This window comes from Janthinobacterium salmonicoloratum (genome assembly GCF_051380845.1).
Classification (GTDB): domain Bacteria; phylum Pseudomonadota; class Gammaproteobacteria; order Burkholderiales; family Burkholderiaceae_D; genus Janthinobacterium; species Janthinobacterium lividum_F.
The window spans coordinates 2,621,789-2,639,831 of record NZ_JBNYXV010000001.1; the positions used below are offsets into that span (position 1 = coordinate 2,621,789).

Genomic DNA, 18,043 nt, shown 5'->3' on the forward strand with positions numbered 1-18,043 from the left:
TGCCGCTAACGTCAAGCTCGGCGCTAACGCATCCGGGGGTCTGACCCCGGATTTAAGCCTGCGTTTAAATCGCCAGCAACTCGCGTGCATGCTTGCGCGTGGTGGCCGTGATTTCCAGGCCGCCCAGCATGCGCGCCACTTCTTCCACCCTGGCCTTGGCGTCGAGCATGTCGATGCGCGATGCCGTCTTGCCATTGTCCAGGGTGCTTTTTGCCACCTGGAAATGCTGATTGGCCTGGCTGGCCACTTGCGGCAAGTGGGTCACGCACAGCACTTGCCGTCCCTGCCCCAGGCGTTTCAACAGGCGCCCCACGACTTCGGCGACGGCGCCGCCGATGCCGCTGTCGACCTCGTCGAAGATCAAGGTCGGCGTGGTGGTGGCGTGCGAGGTGATGACGGAGATGGCCAACGCGATGCGCGCCAATTCGCCGCCGGAAGCGACTTTCGCCAGGGATCGGGGTGCCGTGCCCGCATGGCCGGCGACGAGGAACTCGACTTGCTCGAGCCCGTGGGCGGCCGGTTCGCACGGGTGCAGGGCGATTTCAAAGCTGCCGCCCGTCATGCTCAGTTCCTGCATGGCGCGCGTGACGGCTTGCCCCAGCTCCAGGGCGGCGGCGCGGCGCGTGTCGGACAGGCGCTCGGCCACGCCGCGGTACTCGGCCTCGATCTTCGCTTCCTGGCGCAGCAAGCCCTCGATGTCGGAAGCGTCGGCCAGGTGCTGCAGCTTTTCCGACAGCTTGGCGTGTTCCTCCGGCAATTCTTCGGGCGTGACGCGGAATTTGCGTGCCGTGCTGTGCATGGCTTCCATGCGCGCGTCGAGTTGGTGCAGCCGCTCCGGGTCCAGCTCGACCCGGTCCAGGTAATTGTTCAGTGCGTACACGGATTCCTGCAGCTGGATGCGCGACGATTCGATCAGGTCGACGATCGGCTGCAATTCCGCATCGACGGAGACGAGCTTGCCCAGCTTCTGGTTCAGGGCCGACAGTTGCGACACGATGGGATGGTCTTCCGACTCGGAAATAGTCGACAGGGCGTCCTGCGCCCCCTCCAGCAGGCTGGCCGCGTGCGACAGGCGGCTGTGCTCGTTCGTAATCTCCGTCCACTCGCCGGGCTTGGCGGCCAGTTTTTCCAGTTCCCCCACTTGCCATTCCAGGCGTTCGCGCTCGTACAGCACGTTGGCGGCATTCGTTTCGAATTCTTCGCGCTGGCGCACGAGGGCGCGCCAGCGCTTGTGCAGCGCCGCCACTTGCCGCGCATCCTGTTCCGCGCCCGCTTCGCGCGCCGTCGCCTGGCCGTCGAGCAAGGCGCGCTGCGCCTCACTTTTCAACAAGGACTGGTGCGCGTGCTGGCCGTGGATGTCGACCAGCATGTCGCCCAGTTCGCGCAGCTGCGCGGCCGTGGCGGGGATGCCGTTGATGTACGCCTTCGAGCGGCCCGCATTGTCGATCACGCGGCGCAACAGGGCGCCGCCATCGTCGTTGGCGAATTCATGCGCCACCAGCCAGGCCTGCGCCACCTCGCTGACGGAGAAGTCGGCCGTGATGTCGGCCTTGGCCGCGCCTTCACGCACCACGCTGGCGTCACCGCGCCCGCCCAGCGCCAGGGTCAGCGCATCGATGAGGATGGACTTGCCGGCGCCCGTCTCACCCGTCAGCACGCTGAAGCCGGCGGAAAATTCCAGTTCAATGGTATCGACAATGACAAAATCGCGAATGGACAGTGTATGGAGCATGGCTTCTGTGGTTAGGCGGCGCACCGCGGGTTAGCGTGGAGAAAATGTTAGCTGAGCTTGCCTTCGCCCGACGGGTACTCATTCCAGTGCAATTTTTCACGCAGGGTGTTGTAGTAACTCCACCCTTCCGGATGCAGGAAGGTAATCGTATGCGGCGAACGGCGGATGAGGATGCGGTCTTGCTGCACCAGGCTGGCAAAGGTCTGCATGTCGAAATTGACGCTGATATCGCGCCCGCGCACGATTTCCACGACGATCTGGCTGGAGTCGGGCAGGACGATGGGGCGATTCGACAGCGCATGTGGAGCGATGGGCACGAGCACGATGCCGCCCAAGGTCGGATGCAGCAAAGGGCCGCCGGCCGACAGCGAGTACGCGGTCGAGCCCGTCGGCGTGGAAATGATCAAGCCATCCGAACGCTGGTTGTACATGAAATGGCCATCGACCTCGACGCGCAATTCGGCCATGCCGGCGCCGGCGCCGCGCGCGACGACGACATCGTTGACGGCCATGCCCACGTGAATCGACTCACCGTCACGCAGCACACTGCCTTCGAGCAAGGTGCGGCGTTCGGCCTTGAAGCGGCCACCGAGAATTTGCGCCAGCACGGGCAGCATGCGCTCAAGCGGAATATCCGTCATGAAACCCAAGCGCCCCTGATTGATACCGATCAAAGGTACGTCGAATGGCGCCAGCTGGCGCGCAATGCCCAGCATGGTGCCGTCGCCGCCCATGACGATGGCGCAATCGGCGGCGGCGCCGATCTCGGCCGGCGACATGGCGCGCACGCCGGGAAACGCCAGGTTCAGGTGCGCGGCCGTCTCCGCCTCAAAGACCACCGTGTGGCCCAGCACTTGCAGGAAATCGACGATGCTTTTCACGGGCTCGGCAATGCCATCCGTATTCTGGCGCACGACCAGGGCGATGGTCTTGGCACCCAGGTTGAAGCGCTCGCCCGGGGCTGGCAAGGTCGCGGCTGGCTGTTCGGCGCGCTGTTCGGCGTGTGTATCGACGGGCATAAGAGTCTCGGAAGTGAATTCGGTGGCAAACCGCCCCAGGCAGTCGCGTCGCACGCCGGCATCGAATAATACTGTATATATGCACAGTATAGTGCGGCTGCCGTGTGCCCGCAAGGGGCGTTCTTGGTATTGCACGCAGTGTAGCGCAGAAAAAGAATCGTTCATGCGTGCGCCAGCGCTCCCAACATGGATATATCCGCTTGCAGGCGGCCTGTCACGGCAGGACACTGAGCTTACGTCAACTTTCCTGTCAGGAGGCCATATGGTTACCCAGCATAGCGAACGCAAGATCAATACCGATGAAAAGGTCAAGAATGACGGTGTCGACCGTCTGCCGCACGAGCGCGATGAATCGCCCGATGCGCAAAACGTGCATCCGCGCAAAATCATGCAACAGGCGGCCAGCGACCTGGAACAGGGCCTGGTTGACACGGATCGCCACGCCCAGCCCGGCGTGGAAAAGGTCAAGCCCGCCGCCCCGCAGCAAGCCCGCCCCGACGCGCAGCTGGAACCAAAGAAGGCGCGCTGAATCGAACTGTCACGCACCGCTATCTTTCCGGAGTACGCCATGCACCGCTACGTCTGTTCATTCCTGCTGGCCGCTGCCTGCGGCACCACGATCGCCCACGCCCACGCGTCCGCCATGCCCGTGGGTTTTGGTCCGCAACCCGCCCTGCCCGCGCCAGACAAGCAGTTCATTCCCACCGTTAATGTGGCGCCCGTGCAGCGCTGGACGGCCGCGCAGCGCCCCGCCGTCGCGGCGGGCCTGGCCATCCAGGCGTATGCACGCGACCTCGACCATCCGCGCTGGCTGTACGTGCTGCCGAATGGCGACGTGCTGGTGGCGGAAACGAATGCCCCGCCGAAACCGGACGACAGCAAGGGTATCAAGGGCGCCATCATGCAGATGCAAATGAAAAAGGCGGGCGCGGCCACGCCCAGCGCCAACCGCATCACCCTGCTGCGCGGCATCGACGCGCACGGCGTGGCGCAGACGCGCAGCGTACTCCTGCAAGGACTGAACTCGCCCTTTGGCATGGCCCTGGTCGACAACGAGCTGTACATTGCCAATGCCGATGCGCTGATGCGCTTTCCTTACGTCGCCGGGCAAACGGCCATCACGGCGCCGGGCGTCAAGGTGATGGATTTGCCAGGCGGGCCCATCAATCATCACTGGACCAAGAACGTCGTCGCCAGCGCCGACGGCAAATTTCTCTATGTTTCCGTCGGCTCGAACAGCAATGTGGGCGAAAACGGCATGGGGGCCGAGGATGGCCGCGCCGCCATCTGGCAAGTCACGCGCGCGACAGGCAAGGCACGCGTGTATGCCACGGGCTTGCGCAATCCGAACGGCATGGCGTGGCAGCCGCACAGCGGGATACTGTGGACGACCGTTAATGAACGCGACGAGCTGGGCAACGACCTGGTGCCCGACTACATGACCTCCGTCAAGAATGGCGCCTTCTATGGCTGGCCCTACAGTTATTTCGGCCAGCACGTCGATGCGCGGGTCAAGCCGCCGCGCCCCGAACTGGTGGCCACCGCCATCGCGCCCGACTACGCGCTGGGTGCACACACGGCTTCGCTGGGTCTGGCGTTTTATGACGGCACCTTGCTGCCCGCCCGCTACCGGGGCGGCGCCTTCATCGGCCAGCACGGCTCGTGGAACCGCAAGCCTTTCAGCGGCTATAAAGTCATTTATGTGCCCTTTGCCAATGGCGTGCCCAGCGGGCCACCGCAAGATGTCGTCAGCGGTTTCCTCGACGGCAATGGCAAGGCGCAGGGGCGCCCCGTTGGCGTGGCCGTCGACAAGGCGGGCGCGCTGCTGGTGGCGGACGACGTGGGCAATGTCGTCTGGCGCGTGACGCCGGCGCCGTGAGCGCCGATGCGCCGCGCATGCCCCCCTGTGTGACGCAACGAACGGAAGGGCAAGGGTGGGGCGCGCATGATGGACGCTCGAACCACGCAAGGAGTACATCATGAAAAAAACAGGATCAGCCGTCTGGAGTGGCGGCCTTAAAGATGGCAAAGGGTTTATTTCCACCCAAAGCGGTGCGCTCGACAATGTGGCATATGGCTTCAACACACGCTTCGAGGACGGTCCCGGCAGCAATCCGGAAGAACTGATCGGCGCTGCCCATGCCGCCTGCTTCACCATGGCCCTGTCCGGGCAACTGGGCGAGGCGGGTTTGCGCGCCACGGCCCTGAAAACCACAGCCGATGTCAGCCTGGAAAAAATCGATGGCAGCTATGCCATCACGGCCGTGCACCTGACCCTGGTGGCCAGCATTCCCGGCGCCACCGAAGAAGCGTTCCAAGACGCGGCCCTGCGCGCCAAGCTCGGCTGCCCCGTGTCCAAGTTGCTGGCCACGGAAATCACCCTGGACGCCCATCTGGAGTAAATCCTGGGGCACTGACGTCACCGTCCGCTGCTGTCCTGTACCAGGGCAGCCGGGGCGGTCTCGGCAAGAAAGCCGTAAAACGCATAAAATCCTGCCATTCCCCTATCATCATCAAGGATTTACGATGCGTATTTTGCACACCATGTTACGGGTCGGCGACCTGCAGCGCTCCATCGATTTTTACACCAAGGTCCTGGGCATGAAATTGCTGCGCACCAGCGACAATCCGGAATACCAGTACACGCTGGCCTTCGTCGGCTACGGCTCGAATCCCGACCACGCGGAACTGGAACTGACGTATAACTATGGCACCACCAGCTACGAGCTGGGCACGGCCTATGGCCACATCGCCATCTCGGCCGACGATATCGTCGCCGCTTGCGACGCGGCACGCGCGAATGGCGGCAACGTCACGCGCGAACCGGGCCCCGTGAAAGGTGGCAACACGGTCATCGCCTTCATCACCGACCCGGACGGCTACAAGATCGAATTGATCGAACGCAAGTTCGATGGCCAGGGCGGCGGCTTGTAATACCTCAGCCTGGCTCGACGACCTGTGCGATGGCCGCGCGTAGCCAGGCGATGCCCGCATCGCCCTCCGTGCGGCGGTGCCGTATCACTTCAAACGCAAACGGCGCGATGGCAAACGGCGCAGCGTACAGCGCCAGCCCTTGCGCCGCGCTTCCCTGCAAGGCGCGCCGCGCCACCGTCAGGACCAAGTCCGTCCCCATCACGACATCCGGTGCGACCGTCCAGTACGGCACACGCACGGCAATGCGGCGCGTCTGGCCCAGCTGGGCCAGAGCCGCGTCGACTTCGGCCGCCATGCCGCCTTCGCTGGACGCCACCAGCACATGGGGGCGCGCCAGATAGGTTTCCAGGCCCAGCATTTCACCTGACGCCAGGCTGGCCGGATCGAGCGCGCACACGAACGTTTCCTCGAACAGGGTTTCTCTATGTAACTGCTCGGGCAGTTGCGGGAACACGCCCAGCGCCAGGTCGATCTCGCCATCCTGCACGCCAGCGATCACGGCCGGGCGGCTGGCGTAGCTGATGGCCAGATCGATGCCGGGCGCTTCCACGCGCAAACGCCGCAGCAAAGCGGGCAAGATCAGCGCCGCGCCGTAATCCGACATGGCCAGGCGAAACACGCGCTGCGCCGTGGCCGCCTCGAAGACGGCGCCACCCAGCACGGAGCGCACGCTTTGCAAGGCTTCGGCCAGCGGCCGCGCCAATTCCAGGGCGCGCGCCGTCGGTTGGAAGCCCCCCTTGCCACGCAGCAGCAGCGGGTCGTCGAGCAGATGGCGCAAGCGGGCCAGCGCATGACTGACGGCAGGCTGGCTCATGTGCAAGCGCTCCGCCGCGCGTGACAAATGGCGCTCGCTGAGCAGCGCTTCCAGGATCACCAGCAAGTTCAAATCGACGGCGCGCAAATTATTCATTTGGTGCATAGTTGGCTGACAAATTACGAATTGGATTTAATCATGACAGCATAATACGATGATCCCATCAACTCAACTGTGGGAGTCACACATGCATGGATGGATCACCGTATTTGCCCCGCTGGCCATGCTGGCCGGCGCCGTCGTCCCTTTCCAGGCGGGCGCGAATGCCGCGCTAGGCCGCAACTTGGGCCACCCGCTGTTGGCCACCATCGCCTCGCTGGCCGTCAGCGCCGTGCTCGCTTCGCTCGTGATGCTGGCCTGGCGGGTGCCGGCGCCCGATTTCCACCTCGCCGTGCGCGGGCCGGGCTGGTCCTGGCTGGGCGGCGCGGCCGGCGTGTTTTATATTACGGCCGCGCTGATGCTGGCGCCACGAATGGGGTCCGGTCCCTTCATGGCGGCCGTCATCGGCGGGCAAATGCTGGCCGCGCTGGCCATCGACCGCTACGGCCTGCTGGGCTTTGCCGTCAAGCATATTTCTCCGCTGCACTGCGCCGGCGCGGGCCTGGTGGTGGCCGGTGTCGTACTCACCCAGATCGCCAACAGCCGCACCGTGTGAAAACACCTCAAGACGAAAAAAAACCAGCGCCGTCGCCGGTGCTGGTTTTCATTCAGAGCAAGACCACGCTTACTTGTCGAGCAAGGCGTTGACGGGCATCAAGTCCGTTTCCTTCAAGGTGCCGGCCGCCGCCTTCAGGCGCAAGCCGTTCATGATGGTGTCGTAACGGGCTTTCGACAGGTCTTTTTGCGTCGAGAACAATTGTTTCTGCGCATTCAAGACGTCGATATTGATGCGTACGCCCACTTGATAGCCGAGCTGGTTCGACTCCAGCGCCGATTTGCTCGACACTTCCGCCGCTTCCAGCGCCTTGACTTGCGCCAGGCCGCTATTGACGCCCAGGAAAGCCTGGCGCGCGCCTTGCGATGCCGCGCGGCGCGCCGTTTCCAGGTCGTTGCGGGCCTTGTTTTCCAGCGCGATCGATTCGCGCACCTTGCTGGTGACGGCAAAGCCGCTGAAGATAGGGACGCTCCACTGCACGCCGATGGCATTGTTGTTGTTGCCGTTGCCATTGCCGCCACCCGAGGAATAGGTATGGCCAGCGTTGGCGATCAGGTCCAGGGTCGGGTAGTGGCCGGCGCGGTTGCGGCCGATGTCGCGCTTGGCCGATTCCACATTGAACTGGGCCGTGACGACGCCATAGTTCTGCTCTTCGGCAGACGACACCCACGGTTCGATGGCAGCCGGTTCGGGCGCGCTGATGACGACGCCCGTGCGCATCGGCGCCAAGGTGGTCGGCGCTTCGCCGATGATGGTTTGCAAGGCGCTGCGCTTGTTGGCCAGGTCATTGATGGCGGCAAATTCCTGCGCCACCACCAGGTCGTAGGCCGCTTGCGCTTCGTGCGTGTCGGTAATCGTTTGCGTGCCGACTTCGAAATTGCGCTTGGCCGATGCCAGCTGCTCCGTCGTGGCGACCTTTTGCGCCTGCGTGGCGCCCAGGTTGTCCTGCGCGCTCAGCACATCGAAATACGCCTGCGCCACGCGGGTGATCAAGTCTTGCTGGACTTGCGCAAATTGCGCTTCAGCAATCGCTTGCGCCAGCTTGCTTTGCTGATAGGTTTCCCAGCGGTCCCAGCGGAACAGCGGCTGCGCCAGGGTCAGGTTGTAGCTGTTCGTGCGCACGTTCACGGATGGCGAAGTGATCTTGTTGCCGCCATTGTTCTGGACGATTTGCTCCTGATTGCCGCGCGTATTGCTGCCCGACGCAGAGATTTGCGGCAGCAAGCCTGCCAGCCCCTGCGGAACCCGCTCCATCCCGGCCGACAGGGCCGCGCGCGCGCTGGCGTACTGCGCGTCATTGGCCAGCGCCTGCTGGTACACCTGGATGAGATCGGCCGCCTGCGCTTGCAGCGAGCATGTCATCGAGACAAAGGCGCTGGTCATCAGCACGGCGATAAGGGGTTTCCGCATTGCATTTCTCCGTTGGAGTCGTCAAAAGTTGATGGAATCAAAAATCTGCTACCGCTTGCCTTGCGCCCGCCGGGTGAGCGGGGTACAGGCCTCCGCAGGCATGCAGGAAAACATGCCTGGGTGCATCTACTGCAAAATAACTTAGTATTTAGGCATCGCGCTGTCGACTTGCAGCGCCCAGGCATGCACACCGCCCGTCAAATTACTGATCTTGCCAAAACCATTGCGCTCCAGGAAGGCCGCCACTTGCATGCTGCGCATGCCGTGATGGCAGATGCAAACGATCTCGGCATCTTCATCGAGGTCATCGATGCGCGCAGGAATCGAGTTCATCTGCATCAGGGTGGCGCCATCGAGGTGGCACAGGTCGAACTCCCACTGTTCGCGCACGTCGAGCAAAAACGGACGCGGGCGGGAAGGATCAGCCAGCCAGGCGGCCAGCTGCGGTGCATTCAAATGCTCCATCGAATCGGTCGCCTCAGAACTTGAAATGCGACGGTGCCACGGCTTGCAGCGGCGTAACATTGGTTTCAAACAGCTTGCGCGTGTCATAAGCCTTGTCCGAGCTGCGCGTGATCAGATGCGCCGACATGATAGGCGCTTCGCCGATGATGGCCAGGATGCGACCGCCGACTTTGACTTGTTGCAACAGTGCTTCCGGCAACACAGCCAGGGCACCGGACACGACGATCACATCGTACGGTGCGCCCTTGCTCCAGCCCTGGGCGCCGTCGCCCAGTTCCACGGTCACATTCGTCACGCCGTTGGCGGCCAGGGTCTGCTCGGCCAAGGTTTTCAATTGGGGAACGATTTCCACGCTCGTCACATGACGTGCCTTGTGCGCCAGCAAAGCGGCCATGTAGCCGCTACCGGTGCCGATTTCCAGCACATTTTCATGCTTTTTGACGGCTACGTCTTGCAAAATGCGCGCTTCCAGCTTCGGCGTCAACATGCATTCGCCGCCGCCCAGTGGAATTTCGGTATCGACGAAGGCCAGGTTTTTATAGGCGGCCGGCACGAAATCTTCACGCTTGACCACGTTCAACAGCTCCAATACGTCGATATCCAGTACGTCCCATGGACGGATTTGCTGTTCGATCATATTGAAGCGGGCTTGTTCGATATTCATCTTTGGACTCGGTAAGTGAAGTAATAATCCGCCATTTTATCGTTGAACTGGCTGAAAGCACATGTTAACCATAAAGACGGGGAATGGAGGGAATTTGCGACGATCTGCAGATTTGAGGGGGCGAACCTTGGAAAAGGGGCAACTGAACGGTAGAGGCAAGCTCTGCAGATCAACTTTTCCCGGGCGCCTCCACCTGCAGGCTGCGCAAGCTCATGTCGATAAAGGCATCCATATAGGCGAGCGGATCGATATTCTTGACCTCGCATGGCAGGAAGGAGTGCGTCCACATCATCAGCATGGTGACGGGCGCGCTGAGGATGGTGCTGACCAGCACCGGATCGACCTGGCGGAATTCGCCGCGCTGCATGCCCCGTTCCAGCAGGCTGACGATCAGCCCATTGCCGCGCGTGACGACTTCTTCGTTGTAAAACTGCGCCAGTTCCGGAAAATTGTTCGCTTCGGCCAGCATCAGCTTGGTCAAACCGGCCAGCTTGGTGGCGCCGAATTCTTCCCACCACTGCATCATCACCTTGCGCAACAACTCGGCGCTGCTGCTGTCCGAGGCGGCCATGCTGTCTTCCGCCTCGCCGATCGACTGCACGATATTGTCGCGCACGACGGCCTTGAACAGCTCTTGCTTGTTCTCAAAGTACAGGTACAGCGTGCCTTTCGATACGCCAGCCCGCTTGGCCACATCCTCCAGGCGCGTCGATGCGAAGCCCCGTTCGACAAACAGGTCGAGGGCGGCGGCGAGCAATTCCTGCGGGCGGGCATCCTTGCGCCGCTCCCAGCGGGGCTTGGTATCAATCGGGGCTTGCATGTATCGTTCCGGGTAACTTACTTTTGAGTCATTAATGGTAGACCGGTCTACGGTCAAGGTCAAGCGCTGGCCGTGTTATGCGTTGGACGACACGTCCCTTTGCACGGACGACACATCCGTTTGCACGCAATGCAACAAAAACTTGCCAGCGGATTTAGGAACACGCAAAAAAATACAAGCCGTGTGCAATCTGTCTATGCGTGGCGAAAAGCCATTTCAGGTGTAGTTCAGTATCAGATGAGGTATGGACTAGAGTACAAGAATTCCTATCGACCTCGCTAAACGCGTGATCGAGATTATACAACTCGTAGTCCGAAGGTCAGCGCGAGGAATTATGAGGCCACTGCGCTGAATGTCCAACTTCTCAGCTAAATCGTTTTCCACCGCGAAATTCATCGCACACACATGGGGAAGACAAATGCTTTTCTGGTTTGCACAGTAAAAATATCGTTTATTTATGACAACTAAAGATCTCACTGTAGAAATCAAAAAATCATTTTTCTGTGTAAATGATTAAAATCCAAAATGACAAATAATGAACATAATCAATGATTTGCGTATAAATTTTTGTGCGTGTAATGTCAGTTGTTCTTTTGCGCACCGAATTGACCCACTCTGTTTGACCCTCCTTCCATTGCCTGGCGAACGCCGCCACTCGGTCGTAAGCCCCCTTGAACCCCAATTCCGTTAGATCCTCGTGAAGCTGTTTTAGGCTGCGCCGTTGCTTGCGTGATTTGGCCGCCTCGGTCTTGAGCCAGCCTGCGAGGTGAAAAGCGTATGGGTCGATGGCGCTGGCCGATTGGCGCTCCGCATATATGGCGGGAGGATCAGACTGTCTCGCCGTGGGTTTCAATGATGGCGGCAAGCGGCCTACGCAGGCATTCGCCGTGCCGCTGCCTGATCGCACCGAGGCGCGCGAAGAAAACGATGCGCCGGTCGCCGCCGGCCAGGCGCTGCAATTCGCCGCGCGCCCGGTCGTGCTGCAGCATCACGCTGAGCGGGTGCAGCGCAAGTCCGAACCGCTGCGCGTTCAGCCATACTTCCATCAGGCGCGCGCCGGCCTGGACCATCACCGTCGATGCAACGCCGTCCGACGGCAGGCTACACAACAGCAGTTGCGCTGAGTCTTCTACCAGCGCCGCCAGTTGCGCCGCCATGTTATGCGGCACGCGCACGATGCGCAGCACTTGCATGACCTCCGGCGCCAGCACACATTGCATGATGCGCGTACGCAGCGGCGACATCGGTCCCATCAGGCTATGCAGATAAAAACCGTCCTCGGCCGGCTTGCGCGGATCGAAATGCAGGTAGCGGTAGGTTTCCTTCCATGCGCGATAGCTGGAGAAGTCCAGCGCCGCGAACTGCCGTACCAAATCGGCGGCACGGGCAATGAAGGCCGGGCTGCGTTCCACCCGGATGTGCAGTTGGTCCCCGGTCAGCTGTTCCGGCCAGTGCCGTTCCAGCAGTTGCGCGAGCACCATGTCACTGCAACTGCCCTCGGCAAACGGCGCGCGATGAGTACGGCGCTGCCGGACGCTGTCTTGCAACCCGGCTAATGCCGTGGCATCTGGAACGTGCTGCGGCTGCAGAGCAAGCAACACCAGGCCCCGGCAGCCATACCGTTGTTCCAGCGATTGCAAGAACGGCATGGCTGCGGGGGCCTGCGTATCCAGCATATCCAGCCAGTGCCAGTTGCAGTGAAAACCCAGCGCATCGAAGGCCGCGCTCAACAAGCCGAGGAACATGCCGCAACTGAGCTGCATTTCCAGCGTAAGACTGGGTAGTGCTCTCAACGTACGCTTGCGATCGATGCCCAGCAGCAGCAACTGCTCGTGCTCCGGCCAAGCATGTGCCGGCAAAAGTTGCGCCCGCATCCGCCTGTCTTCGATGTGCACCAGCTTCCATGGCTGGCAGTTGTGCGAAGACGGCGCCTGGCGCGCAATGTCGACTGCTTGTAGCAGGTTTTCTTCAAATTCCATAAACGTCCCTTACCCTTACCCGTGTGATACGCACTGTCCTACCAGCGCCAGCGCGTAATCGCCGATCAGCCCGCCGTAGCCGCTAAGCTGCGATCCTTGGCTGCTCGGCAACTGTGCCACCAGGCGCGGCGACACGCGCCATGACAAGTAGCCGTCGAAGCCGATTGCTTCCAGCTCGATGTCGGCAAACCAGCCGAATATGCTTTTCCCGTGTGCCTTCATGAAGGCTTCCTTGAAGGCCCAGACGGCAGTACAGACGGCATCGCCGCCAGCGGCGTTGACGCGCAATTCATGCGCAGTAAATGCCATCTCGCGCGCTGCATCCGGAAACGGCCTCACACGCTCTATATCGATGCCGACCGGATAAGCACTGGCCGCAGCCACCGCATATCCTTGCGAATGGCTGATGCTGACATGGCCACCGGCTGCCTCCGGCTGGCCCCGATTGTGTTCGGCACTGCTGTTGCCGATGACCAGCGCATGCAACGGCGATTCGGCACCGGCCTGCGCATGCAGATGCTGTAATGCGGCCTTGGCGGCGACGCGCCCGGCCATCCATTCGCGGCGCCGCTTGGCCAGCCGCAATCCGTGCAGCCGCTCGCGCTCGGTATTGCCAAACATGCGTGCGAGGTAAACATGATCATTTTCGCGCCGCGCTACCGCTTCGACCGACACTGCGCTGACAACGCAGTCACCGATGCCCACTATGCAAGGCGCTTCCGTCTGAGGCAACATGATTGCGGCAATGCCGCTCATGCAGGCGCCCGGTAACCGGCACCGAGCTGCGTGCCGGCGACTTCCTCCACCACTTCCGCCATCGTGGAAAAGCATTCCACCAGCCGCGCGAAGCTCACGCTGCCCATGTCGCGCTTGAATGCCTCGTTGCTGCTCACCTTGATTACCTCGATATAGTGGAACGGCGCATCATGCGCGCTACTGACCCGGTGCACGTCGAAACTGCGCACACTCGGCAATTCCGGACAGGTCGCATAGTCGGTGTCCAGTACCCAGTTTTCGAAAGCCTGCGCATGGCCGATGTCAAGCAGGCGGATTTTATGGACGATGGATTGCATGTGAGACTCCCGTGGTTAATGAACGCCGCCATCTGCTTGCACCAGCAGGTGGTAATTGATGCCGCCGGTGCCGAAGGAACTGACCGCCGCGCGCCGGCTGCCGTCGATCGCATCCCAGCGCGTGTTGGCGGTCACCAGTTCGGCCGGGATGCCCGCCAGCGGCAACTGCGGATCGATCCGGCGGCGCAGCAAGGTGGCCGGCAGCGCATGCCGCTGCAAGGCAAGCACCGTTTTCAGCAAGCCGGCGGCGCCAGCGGCGGCGAAGGTATGACCGATGTTGGATTTGACCGAACCGATGCGCAGCGGCACTGCGCGCGCGCCGCCGTACACGCTGCCGATCGACGTCAGTTCCGCGAGATCGCCCAGGCGCGTGCCGGTACCGTGCGCTTCGACGTACTGCACGCTGGCTGCCGCATAGCCGGCCTGCGCGAAGGCGCGGCGCATCGCCAGCGCCTGCCCGTCTGGATCGGGCGCGGTCATCGACACTGCATCGGCGGAGCCGCCAACGCCGGTGATCGTCGCATGAATACGGTCGCCGTCGCGCAGCGCATCGCTGAGCCGCTTGAGCACGAACAGCGCCGCGCCATCACCCGGCGAGAAGCCGTCGGCATGCTCGGCAAACGGCGCTATCCTTTGTTGCGACAGCATCATTTGCGACGAACACAGCACCAGATCGCGCAGGTTGGCCGGCAATTCGACGCCGCCGGCCAGCACCAGGTCGTAGCGATGCCGACGCAACGCCAGCACCGCATTGTTGAACACTGCCAGTGACGACGCGCAGGCCGCTTCCACCGCGACCGGCATCGCGGCAAGGCCGAAGCAGGCCGACACCAGTGCCGCACTGCCGCTGGCAAGGTAGCCGTCCAGCGTGAAATGATCGATGCCGTTGTCCGCCGTACCGGCATCGGGCACGCTTCCCAAGGTGCGCACCAGTTCAGGCGCGTGCAGCCGGCACGCGAGTTCGCGCTCGCGGCCCAGGCTGAGATTGGAGGCGACGATCACCGCGGTGCGGCCGAGCTTGTCGCGCTTCTGCGCCAAGCCGAAATCGACCAGTGCTTCGGCGGCGACATGCAGGGTCAGCTTTTGCGCGATATCCAGCGCGGCAGCGCGCTTCGGGAATATTTTATATGCGGCAAGACCGGCATCGTAATACTCGCGCTGCTTGAGGTCAGCGCCGTATTGCGCATAGCTGGACAGCACACCGGCCTCGCCTTCGCCAAAATAGGCGGAGCGCGGCAGCACGTTTTCCGGCAGCGGCTGCACTGCATCAAGGCCGTCGAACAGGCGCTGCGCGAAGTCGGCGCTATTGCTGCAGGGACCGAAGGCACCACCGATGCCGACGATCGCAATCGGTTCCTGCTGTTCTTGCGCAGGCGACATATCGGACGACAATGCATGACTGGCACTTTCGGGTGCCGACAGCAGCAGATGCCATTGCACGCCGGTCAGGCTACTGCCAAAGACGCCGGCAAGCTGCGGCGCGTCGCCAGGCCAAGGAATAGCAGCATCGGGATACGCAATACCGGCACGCGCATGCAGCGCTGCCGAACTCCGCATCTGCGGCAAGGTTTTTTCGTGCAACGCCAGGCTGCTGCCTGCTACCGCGGCGAGTGCCGCATTGGCAAAGGTATGACCGAATGTGGCGACACTGGCGCCAACTTGCAACGGCCGATGCTTGCCTTCCGCACAGGCATCGCTCAAGACGCTAAACAACTGCGGCGCCTGGCTGCCGATGCCGGGCAGCACGCAATCGATATACTGTTGCGCCGCCGCCGTCACTTCCGCCTGTGCACAAGCTTCATTGATCACATGGAACGCCGCCGTGCCATCAACTGCATAAGCCAATGCCCCCGGCACGTCCTGCCTTGCCGCACCCATGCCGCGCAGCACGCTGTAGATGCGGTCGTTGTCGCGTCGCGCATCGGACAAGCGTTTGAGCAGCAGCGCTGTGGCGCCTTCGCCCATCGGCGTGCCTGCTCCGTCCTGCGCAAAAGGGTGGCCGCCGCAGGCGCCAGTAAAACCCTTTCTTGCCAGTGCCAACGGCGTCAGTAGGCTCTCGATGCGTTGTCCGCTGGCGACGATTACTGCCCTGCTCTGGCCGCTGTGAAGCGACAGGCTTGCCGCCTCCAGCAGCGCGTAGCCGGTCGCATCCGCGCATTCCATTGCCTGCACCGGACCACGCAGCGACAGGAAGGATGCAATGCGCGCCGGAATGCTGCTTGCCATTTCGCCGACCCGGTCATGCGAGGAGGAACCGAAGCGCTCGCGCAATGTCTCCTTCAGGAGCGAAAATTCCTCGGCGCTGCCAGCAAGTTCATGCGCCAGCCGCACGCCTTCCACCTTCAATGCGTTGGCGATGGTGCTGTCGAAGCCGAAGCAGGTGCCGCACATAACGGCCACTTCATCGCGCGGCAGATCGCGCTTGTCATACCCGGCATCGCGCACGCACTCGTCCGCCACCTGCAACAGCATCAACATCATTTGCGATACCGATTTGCGGTAGACCGGCGGAATGCGGAAGCGCTTGAAATCGAATTCCATCTCGTCGAAAAAGGCGCCGTGCCATCCCCGCAACTGTTCGCGCACGTTGCCGTCAGTGTCCCAGTAACGTGCCAGCGGCAGCGGCGCAAAGTGAGACTTCCCCGCCTGCAACTGCCGCCAGAACGCATCCTTGCCGCGCGCCTGTGGATACAGGCAACCGATGCCGATGATCGCGATCGGTTCGAAAGCCGGCGGCTTATGCATCGGCGGTGACGATGTCGTTGCGGTCGTCCGCATGCGGCATGGCTGCGGTGTCGCTGGTGCTGCGAGTCAGTTGCTCCAGCGCGCGGTAGTCGATCTTGCCATTCGCATTCTTCGGCAATTCTTCCAGTTGCCGGGCAAGCCTGGGGATCATGTAGCGCGGAAGCCGGGCGCTGCAGTAGCTCTTGATATCGAGCACGCCAAGTCTTTCGCCGGCATGACGCAGCGTGTAATAGGCAACGATGTGTTGCGTATCCCCGGCGCACTCCGCCACGACCGCGACTTCTGCGATACCCGGCATCGCGCCCAGCACCGCTTCGATTTCGCCCAGTTCGATACGGTTGCCGTTGAGCTTGAGCATGCGGTCCTTGCGGCCGTGGTAGTACAGGAAGCCGTTCTCGATGCCGACCAAGTCGCCTGTGGCATGCCGCCCGTGCAGGTGGTTGACGTAATTGGCCGGTTCCTGCCGGCGCCAGTAGCCAGGCGTCACGCACGCGCCAGAAACGACCAGTTCGCCGATCGCACGTTCGCCGCTGACCGGCTGCCCGTCGGCGTCGAGAATTTCCGCAATCACGCCGGGCAGCGTGCTGCCGATATAGACTGGCTTATCGCGGGCCATGTCATCTTCGCGCACGTGGTAGTACAAGCAGACGTTGGTCTCGGTCGGGCCGTACAGGTTATACAGCGCGCATGCCGCAGGCAGGCAGGATTTCAATGCCTGCAGTTGCCGTATCGGGAATACCTCGCCAGCGAACAGCACATGGCGCAACGATGCAGTAACCTCAGATGTCAGCTCGCCGCTGCCAGCCAGCAGCGCGAGTGCCGACGGCACGCTGTACCAGACGCTGACCTTGTGTCGCCGGATGCCGGCGATCAGCGCCGCAAGATCGCGCTGCTCGTCCTCGCGCACGATCCATACCGCACCGCCGACTGCAGCAGCGGCGAAGTAATCGAAGGTGCTAAGGTCGAAATGAAAACCGGCATGGTTGGCGAATACATCGTGCGACGTCATCTTGAATTCCGCCAGTGCCCAAGCGATGAAACTGTGCAGGTTACCGTAGCTGATCTGCACGCCTTTCGGCACGCCTGTGGAGCCGGACGTAAACAGGATGGCGGCAAGATCGTCCACACCGGCGGCGAATGGTGGCGGCAGTTCGACCGACGGCTGTATTGCGGCAACCTTCATGATCGCAGTGTTACCAGCCGGCGCATAATCGCGGGGCACATCATCAACGATCAGTATCAGTTTCAGCGTATCGCGCTGCCATCCGTCCAGTGCACGGAAATGTGCGGCATCCGTGACCAGCACCGTCGGTTCGGCGCTGTCCAGGATTTTCCTTGCGCGTTCCGCCGGCTGCGTGCCGTCCAGTGGCACATAGACGGCGCCGATTTCCATCGCCGCATATAGCGACAACGCATAGTCCTGGCATTTCGGCAGCCAGATGGCGACGCGGTCGCCATGCTGTGTTCCATGGCGGGCAAAATGGGCAGCGCGCTGGCGCACGGCCTGGTAGAACTGTTTAAAACTGATGTCGTCAGGATCAACGAATGCACGGCGATCGGGATGTTCCTGCGCGGAGGTGCGCAGGTAATCAATGACTGGGGTGAAGGTTGGAGTGCTCATGTTCGTCCGTTAATTAGATTGAGGTGCTTCACTTCTTTGTAAAAAAGAGGGTAACCAGTCCTTTGCCGTTCCCGTGCACGCACATTGCTATCCGGGATAGGGCACCTTCCCC

General features: G+C 62.0%; 17 protein-coding genes and 1 pseudogene. 5 read left to right on the forward strand and 13 right to left on the reverse strand.

Features of this window, described 5'->3' with window-relative positions; genetic code table 11:
- Positions 1-64 precede the first annotated feature (64 nt).
- Both recN and ACQ4WY_RS12125 read right to left on the reverse strand, forming a co-directional pair.
- Complete coding sequence (gene recN / locus ACQ4WY_RS12120; protein ID WP_436504188.1) at positions 65-1,732, reverse strand: DNA repair protein RecN; 1,668 nt, start codon at positions 1,730-1,732, stop codon at positions 65-67.
- Positions 1,733-1,779: 47 nt separating this feature from the next.
- Positions 1,780-2,751 (reverse strand): NAD kinase, encoded by a 972-nt coding sequence (locus ACQ4WY_RS12125; RefSeq protein ID WP_436504189.1) that lies wholly within the window; start codon positions 2,749-2,751, stop codon positions 1,780-1,782.
- 262 nt (positions 2,752-3,013) lie between these two features.
- Here ACQ4WY_RS12125 and ACQ4WY_RS12130 point away from each other — a divergent pair, with 262 nt between their 5' ends.
- From ACQ4WY_RS12130 to gloA, 4 genes are all read left to right on the forward strand, one after another.
- Positions 3,014-3,280 carry a hypothetical protein gene (locus ACQ4WY_RS12130; protein ID WP_436504190.1) on the forward strand — a complete coding sequence of 89 codons (267 nt, stop codon included), beginning with the start codon at positions 3,014-3,016 and terminating at the stop codon, positions 3,278-3,280.
- A gap of 39 nt (positions 3,281-3,319) precedes the next feature.
- Entirely contained in the window at positions 3,320-4,630 is a 1,311-nt protein-coding gene (locus ACQ4WY_RS12135; protein WP_436504191.1) for a PQQ-dependent sugar dehydrogenase, read from the forward strand.
- A gap of 100 nt (positions 4,631-4,730) precedes the next feature.
- Positions 4,731-5,153: an OsmC family protein gene (locus ACQ4WY_RS12140; RefSeq protein ID WP_034788746.1), complete on the forward strand. Its 423-nt coding sequence runs from the start codon at positions 4,731-4,733 to the stop codon at positions 5,151-5,153.
- A 124-nt stretch (positions 5,154-5,277) separates the two neighbouring features.
- Entirely contained in the window at positions 5,278-5,685 is a 408-nt protein-coding gene (gene gloA / locus ACQ4WY_RS12145; protein WP_010401713.1) for a lactoylglutathione lyase, read from the forward strand.
- Positions 5,686-5,689: 4 nt separating this feature from the next.
- On the opposite strand, the gene ACQ4WY_RS12150 is transcribed toward gloA, so the two are convergent.
- Positions 5,690-6,595 carry a LysR substrate-binding domain-containing protein gene (locus ACQ4WY_RS12150; RefSeq protein ID WP_436504192.1) on the reverse strand — a complete coding sequence of 302 codons (906 nt, stop codon included), beginning with the start codon at positions 6,593-6,595 and terminating at the stop codon, positions 5,690-5,692.
- 91 nt (positions 6,596-6,686) lie between these two features.
- On the opposite strand from ACQ4WY_RS12150, the gene ACQ4WY_RS12155 reads away from it, so the two are divergent.
- Complete coding sequence (locus ACQ4WY_RS12155) at positions 6,687-7,154, forward strand: DMT family transporter (RefSeq protein WP_436504193.1); 468 nt, start codon at positions 6,687-6,689, stop codon at positions 7,152-7,154.
- A 69-nt stretch (positions 7,155-7,223) separates the two neighbouring features.
- Here ACQ4WY_RS12155 and ACQ4WY_RS12160 read toward each other — a convergent pair whose 3' ends face one another.
- The 10 genes and pseudogenes from ACQ4WY_RS12160 to ACQ4WY_RS12205 form a co-directional block, all read right to left on the reverse strand.
- A complete protein-coding gene (locus tag ACQ4WY_RS12160) occupies positions 7,224-8,564 on the reverse strand; it encodes a TolC family outer membrane protein (RefSeq protein WP_436504195.1) in 1,341 nt (446 codons plus the stop codon).
- Positions 8,565-8,705: 141 nt separating this feature from the next.
- Positions 8,706-9,029, reverse strand: coding sequence for a rhodanese-like domain-containing protein (locus ACQ4WY_RS12165; RefSeq protein WP_436504196.1), 324 nt, complete (start codon positions 9,027-9,029; stop codon positions 8,706-8,708).
- 13 nt (positions 9,030-9,042) lie between these two features.
- On the reverse strand, positions 9,043-9,693 hold the full coding sequence (locus ACQ4WY_RS12170; protein WP_353659780.1) for a protein-L-isoaspartate O-methyltransferase family protein: 651 nt from the start codon (positions 9,691-9,693) through the stop codon (positions 9,043-9,045).
- Between the two features lie 169 nt (positions 9,694-9,862).
- Positions 9,863-10,513 (reverse strand): TetR/AcrR family transcriptional regulator, encoded by a 651-nt coding sequence (locus ACQ4WY_RS12175; protein WP_353659779.1) that lies wholly within the window; start codon positions 10,511-10,513, stop codon positions 9,863-9,865.
- A gap of 625 nt (positions 10,514-11,138) precedes the next feature.
- Positions 11,139-11,327 (reverse strand): annotated as a pseudogene (locus ACQ4WY_RS12180) (IS21 family transposase); the annotation flags it as partial.
- A gap of 13 nt (positions 11,328-11,340) precedes the next feature.
- The gene (locus ACQ4WY_RS12185) at positions 11,341-12,492 is read right to left on the reverse strand and encodes a nitroreductase family protein (protein WP_436504197.1); all 1,152 of its coding nucleotides are present in this window, start codon (positions 12,490-12,492) and stop codon (positions 11,341-11,343) included.
- Between the two features lie 15 nt (positions 12,493-12,507).
- A complete protein-coding gene (locus ACQ4WY_RS12190; RefSeq protein WP_436504198.1) occupies positions 12,508-13,248 on the reverse strand; it encodes a 4'-phosphopantetheinyl transferase family protein in 741 nt (246 codons plus the stop codon).
- On the reverse strand, positions 13,245-13,565 hold the full coding sequence (locus ACQ4WY_RS12195) for a RedY/HapK family protein (protein ID WP_436504199.1): 321 nt from the start codon (positions 13,563-13,565) through the stop codon (positions 13,245-13,247). Before ACQ4WY_RS12195 ends, ACQ4WY_RS12190 begins: the two co-directional genes overlap by 4 nt.
- 15 nt (positions 13,566-13,580) lie before the next feature.
- Positions 13,581-16,343, reverse strand: coding sequence for a beta-ketoacyl [acyl carrier protein] synthase domain-containing protein (locus ACQ4WY_RS12200; protein WP_436504200.1), 2,763 nt, complete (start codon positions 16,341-16,343; stop codon positions 13,581-13,583).
- Positions 16,303-17,931 carry a D-alanine--poly(phosphoribitol) ligase gene (locus ACQ4WY_RS12205; RefSeq protein ID WP_436504201.1) on the reverse strand — a complete coding sequence of 543 codons (1,629 nt, stop codon included), beginning with the start codon at positions 17,929-17,931 and terminating at the stop codon, positions 16,303-16,305. Before ACQ4WY_RS12205 ends, ACQ4WY_RS12200 begins: the two co-directional genes overlap by 41 nt.
- Between the last annotated feature and the right edge of the window lie 112 nt (positions 17,932-18,043).

Bases quoted from the DNA above. Each gene is read 5' to 3' on its own strand.
- gloA (WP_010401713.1), top strand. From the start codon at position 5,278: ATGCGTATTTTGCACACCATGTTACGGGTCGGCGACCTGCAGCGCTCC.
- ACQ4WY_RS12130 (WP_436504190.1), top strand. From the start codon at position 3,014: ATGGTTACCCAGCATAGCGAACGCAAGATCAATACCGATGAAAAGGTC.
- recN (WP_436504188.1), bottom strand. From the start codon at position 1,732: ATGCTCCATACACTGTCCATTCGCGATTTTGTCATTGTCGATACCATT.
- ACQ4WY_RS12190 (WP_436504198.1), bottom strand. From the start codon at position 13,248: ATGAGCGGCATTGCCGCAATCATGTTGCCTCAGACGGAAGCGCCTTGC.
- ACQ4WY_RS12175 (WP_353659779.1), bottom strand. From the start codon at position 10,513: ATGCAAGCCCCGATTGATACCAAGCCCCGCTGGGAGCGGCGCAAGGAT.
- ACQ4WY_RS12140 (WP_034788746.1), top strand. From the start codon at position 4,731: ATGAAAAAAACAGGATCAGCCGTCTGGAGTGGCGGCCTTAAAGATGGC.
- ACQ4WY_RS12150 (WP_436504192.1), bottom strand. From the start codon at position 6,595: ATGAATAATTTGCGCGCCGTCGATTTGAACTTGCTGGTGATCCTGGAA.
- ACQ4WY_RS12155 (WP_436504193.1), top strand. From the start codon at position 6,687: ATGCATGGATGGATCACCGTATTTGCCCCGCTGGCCATGCTGGCCGGC.
- ACQ4WY_RS12170 (WP_353659780.1), bottom strand. From the start codon at position 9,693: ATGAATATCGAACAAGCCCGCTTCAATATGATCGAACAGCAAATCCGT.
- ACQ4WY_RS12195 (WP_436504199.1), bottom strand. From the start codon at position 13,565: ATGCAATCCATCGTCCATAAAATCCGCCTGCTTGACATCGGCCATGCG.
- ACQ4WY_RS12205 (WP_436504201.1), bottom strand. From the start codon at position 17,931: ATGAGCACTCCAACCTTCACCCCAGTCATTGATTACCTGCGCACCTCC.
- ACQ4WY_RS12135 (WP_436504191.1), top strand. From the start codon at position 3,320: ATGCACCGCTACGTCTGTTCATTCCTGCTGGCCGCTGCCTGCGGCACC.
- ACQ4WY_RS12160 (WP_436504195.1), bottom strand. From the start codon at position 8,564: ATGCGGAAACCCCTTATCGCCGTGCTGATGACCAGCGCCTTTGTCTCG.
- ACQ4WY_RS12185 (WP_436504197.1), bottom strand. From the start codon at position 12,492: ATGGAATTTGAAGAAAACCTGCTACAAGCAGTCGACATTGCGCGCCAG.
- ACQ4WY_RS12200 (WP_436504200.1), bottom strand. From the start codon at position 16,343: ATGCGGACGACCGCAACGACATCGTCACCGCCGATGCATAAGCCGCCG.
- ACQ4WY_RS12165 (WP_436504196.1), bottom strand. From the start codon at position 9,029: ATGGAGCATTTGAATGCACCGCAGCTGGCCGCCTGGCTGGCTGATCCT.
- ACQ4WY_RS12125 (WP_436504189.1), bottom strand. From the start codon at position 2,751: ATGCCCGTCGATACACACGCCGAACAGCGCGCCGAACAGCCAGCCGCG.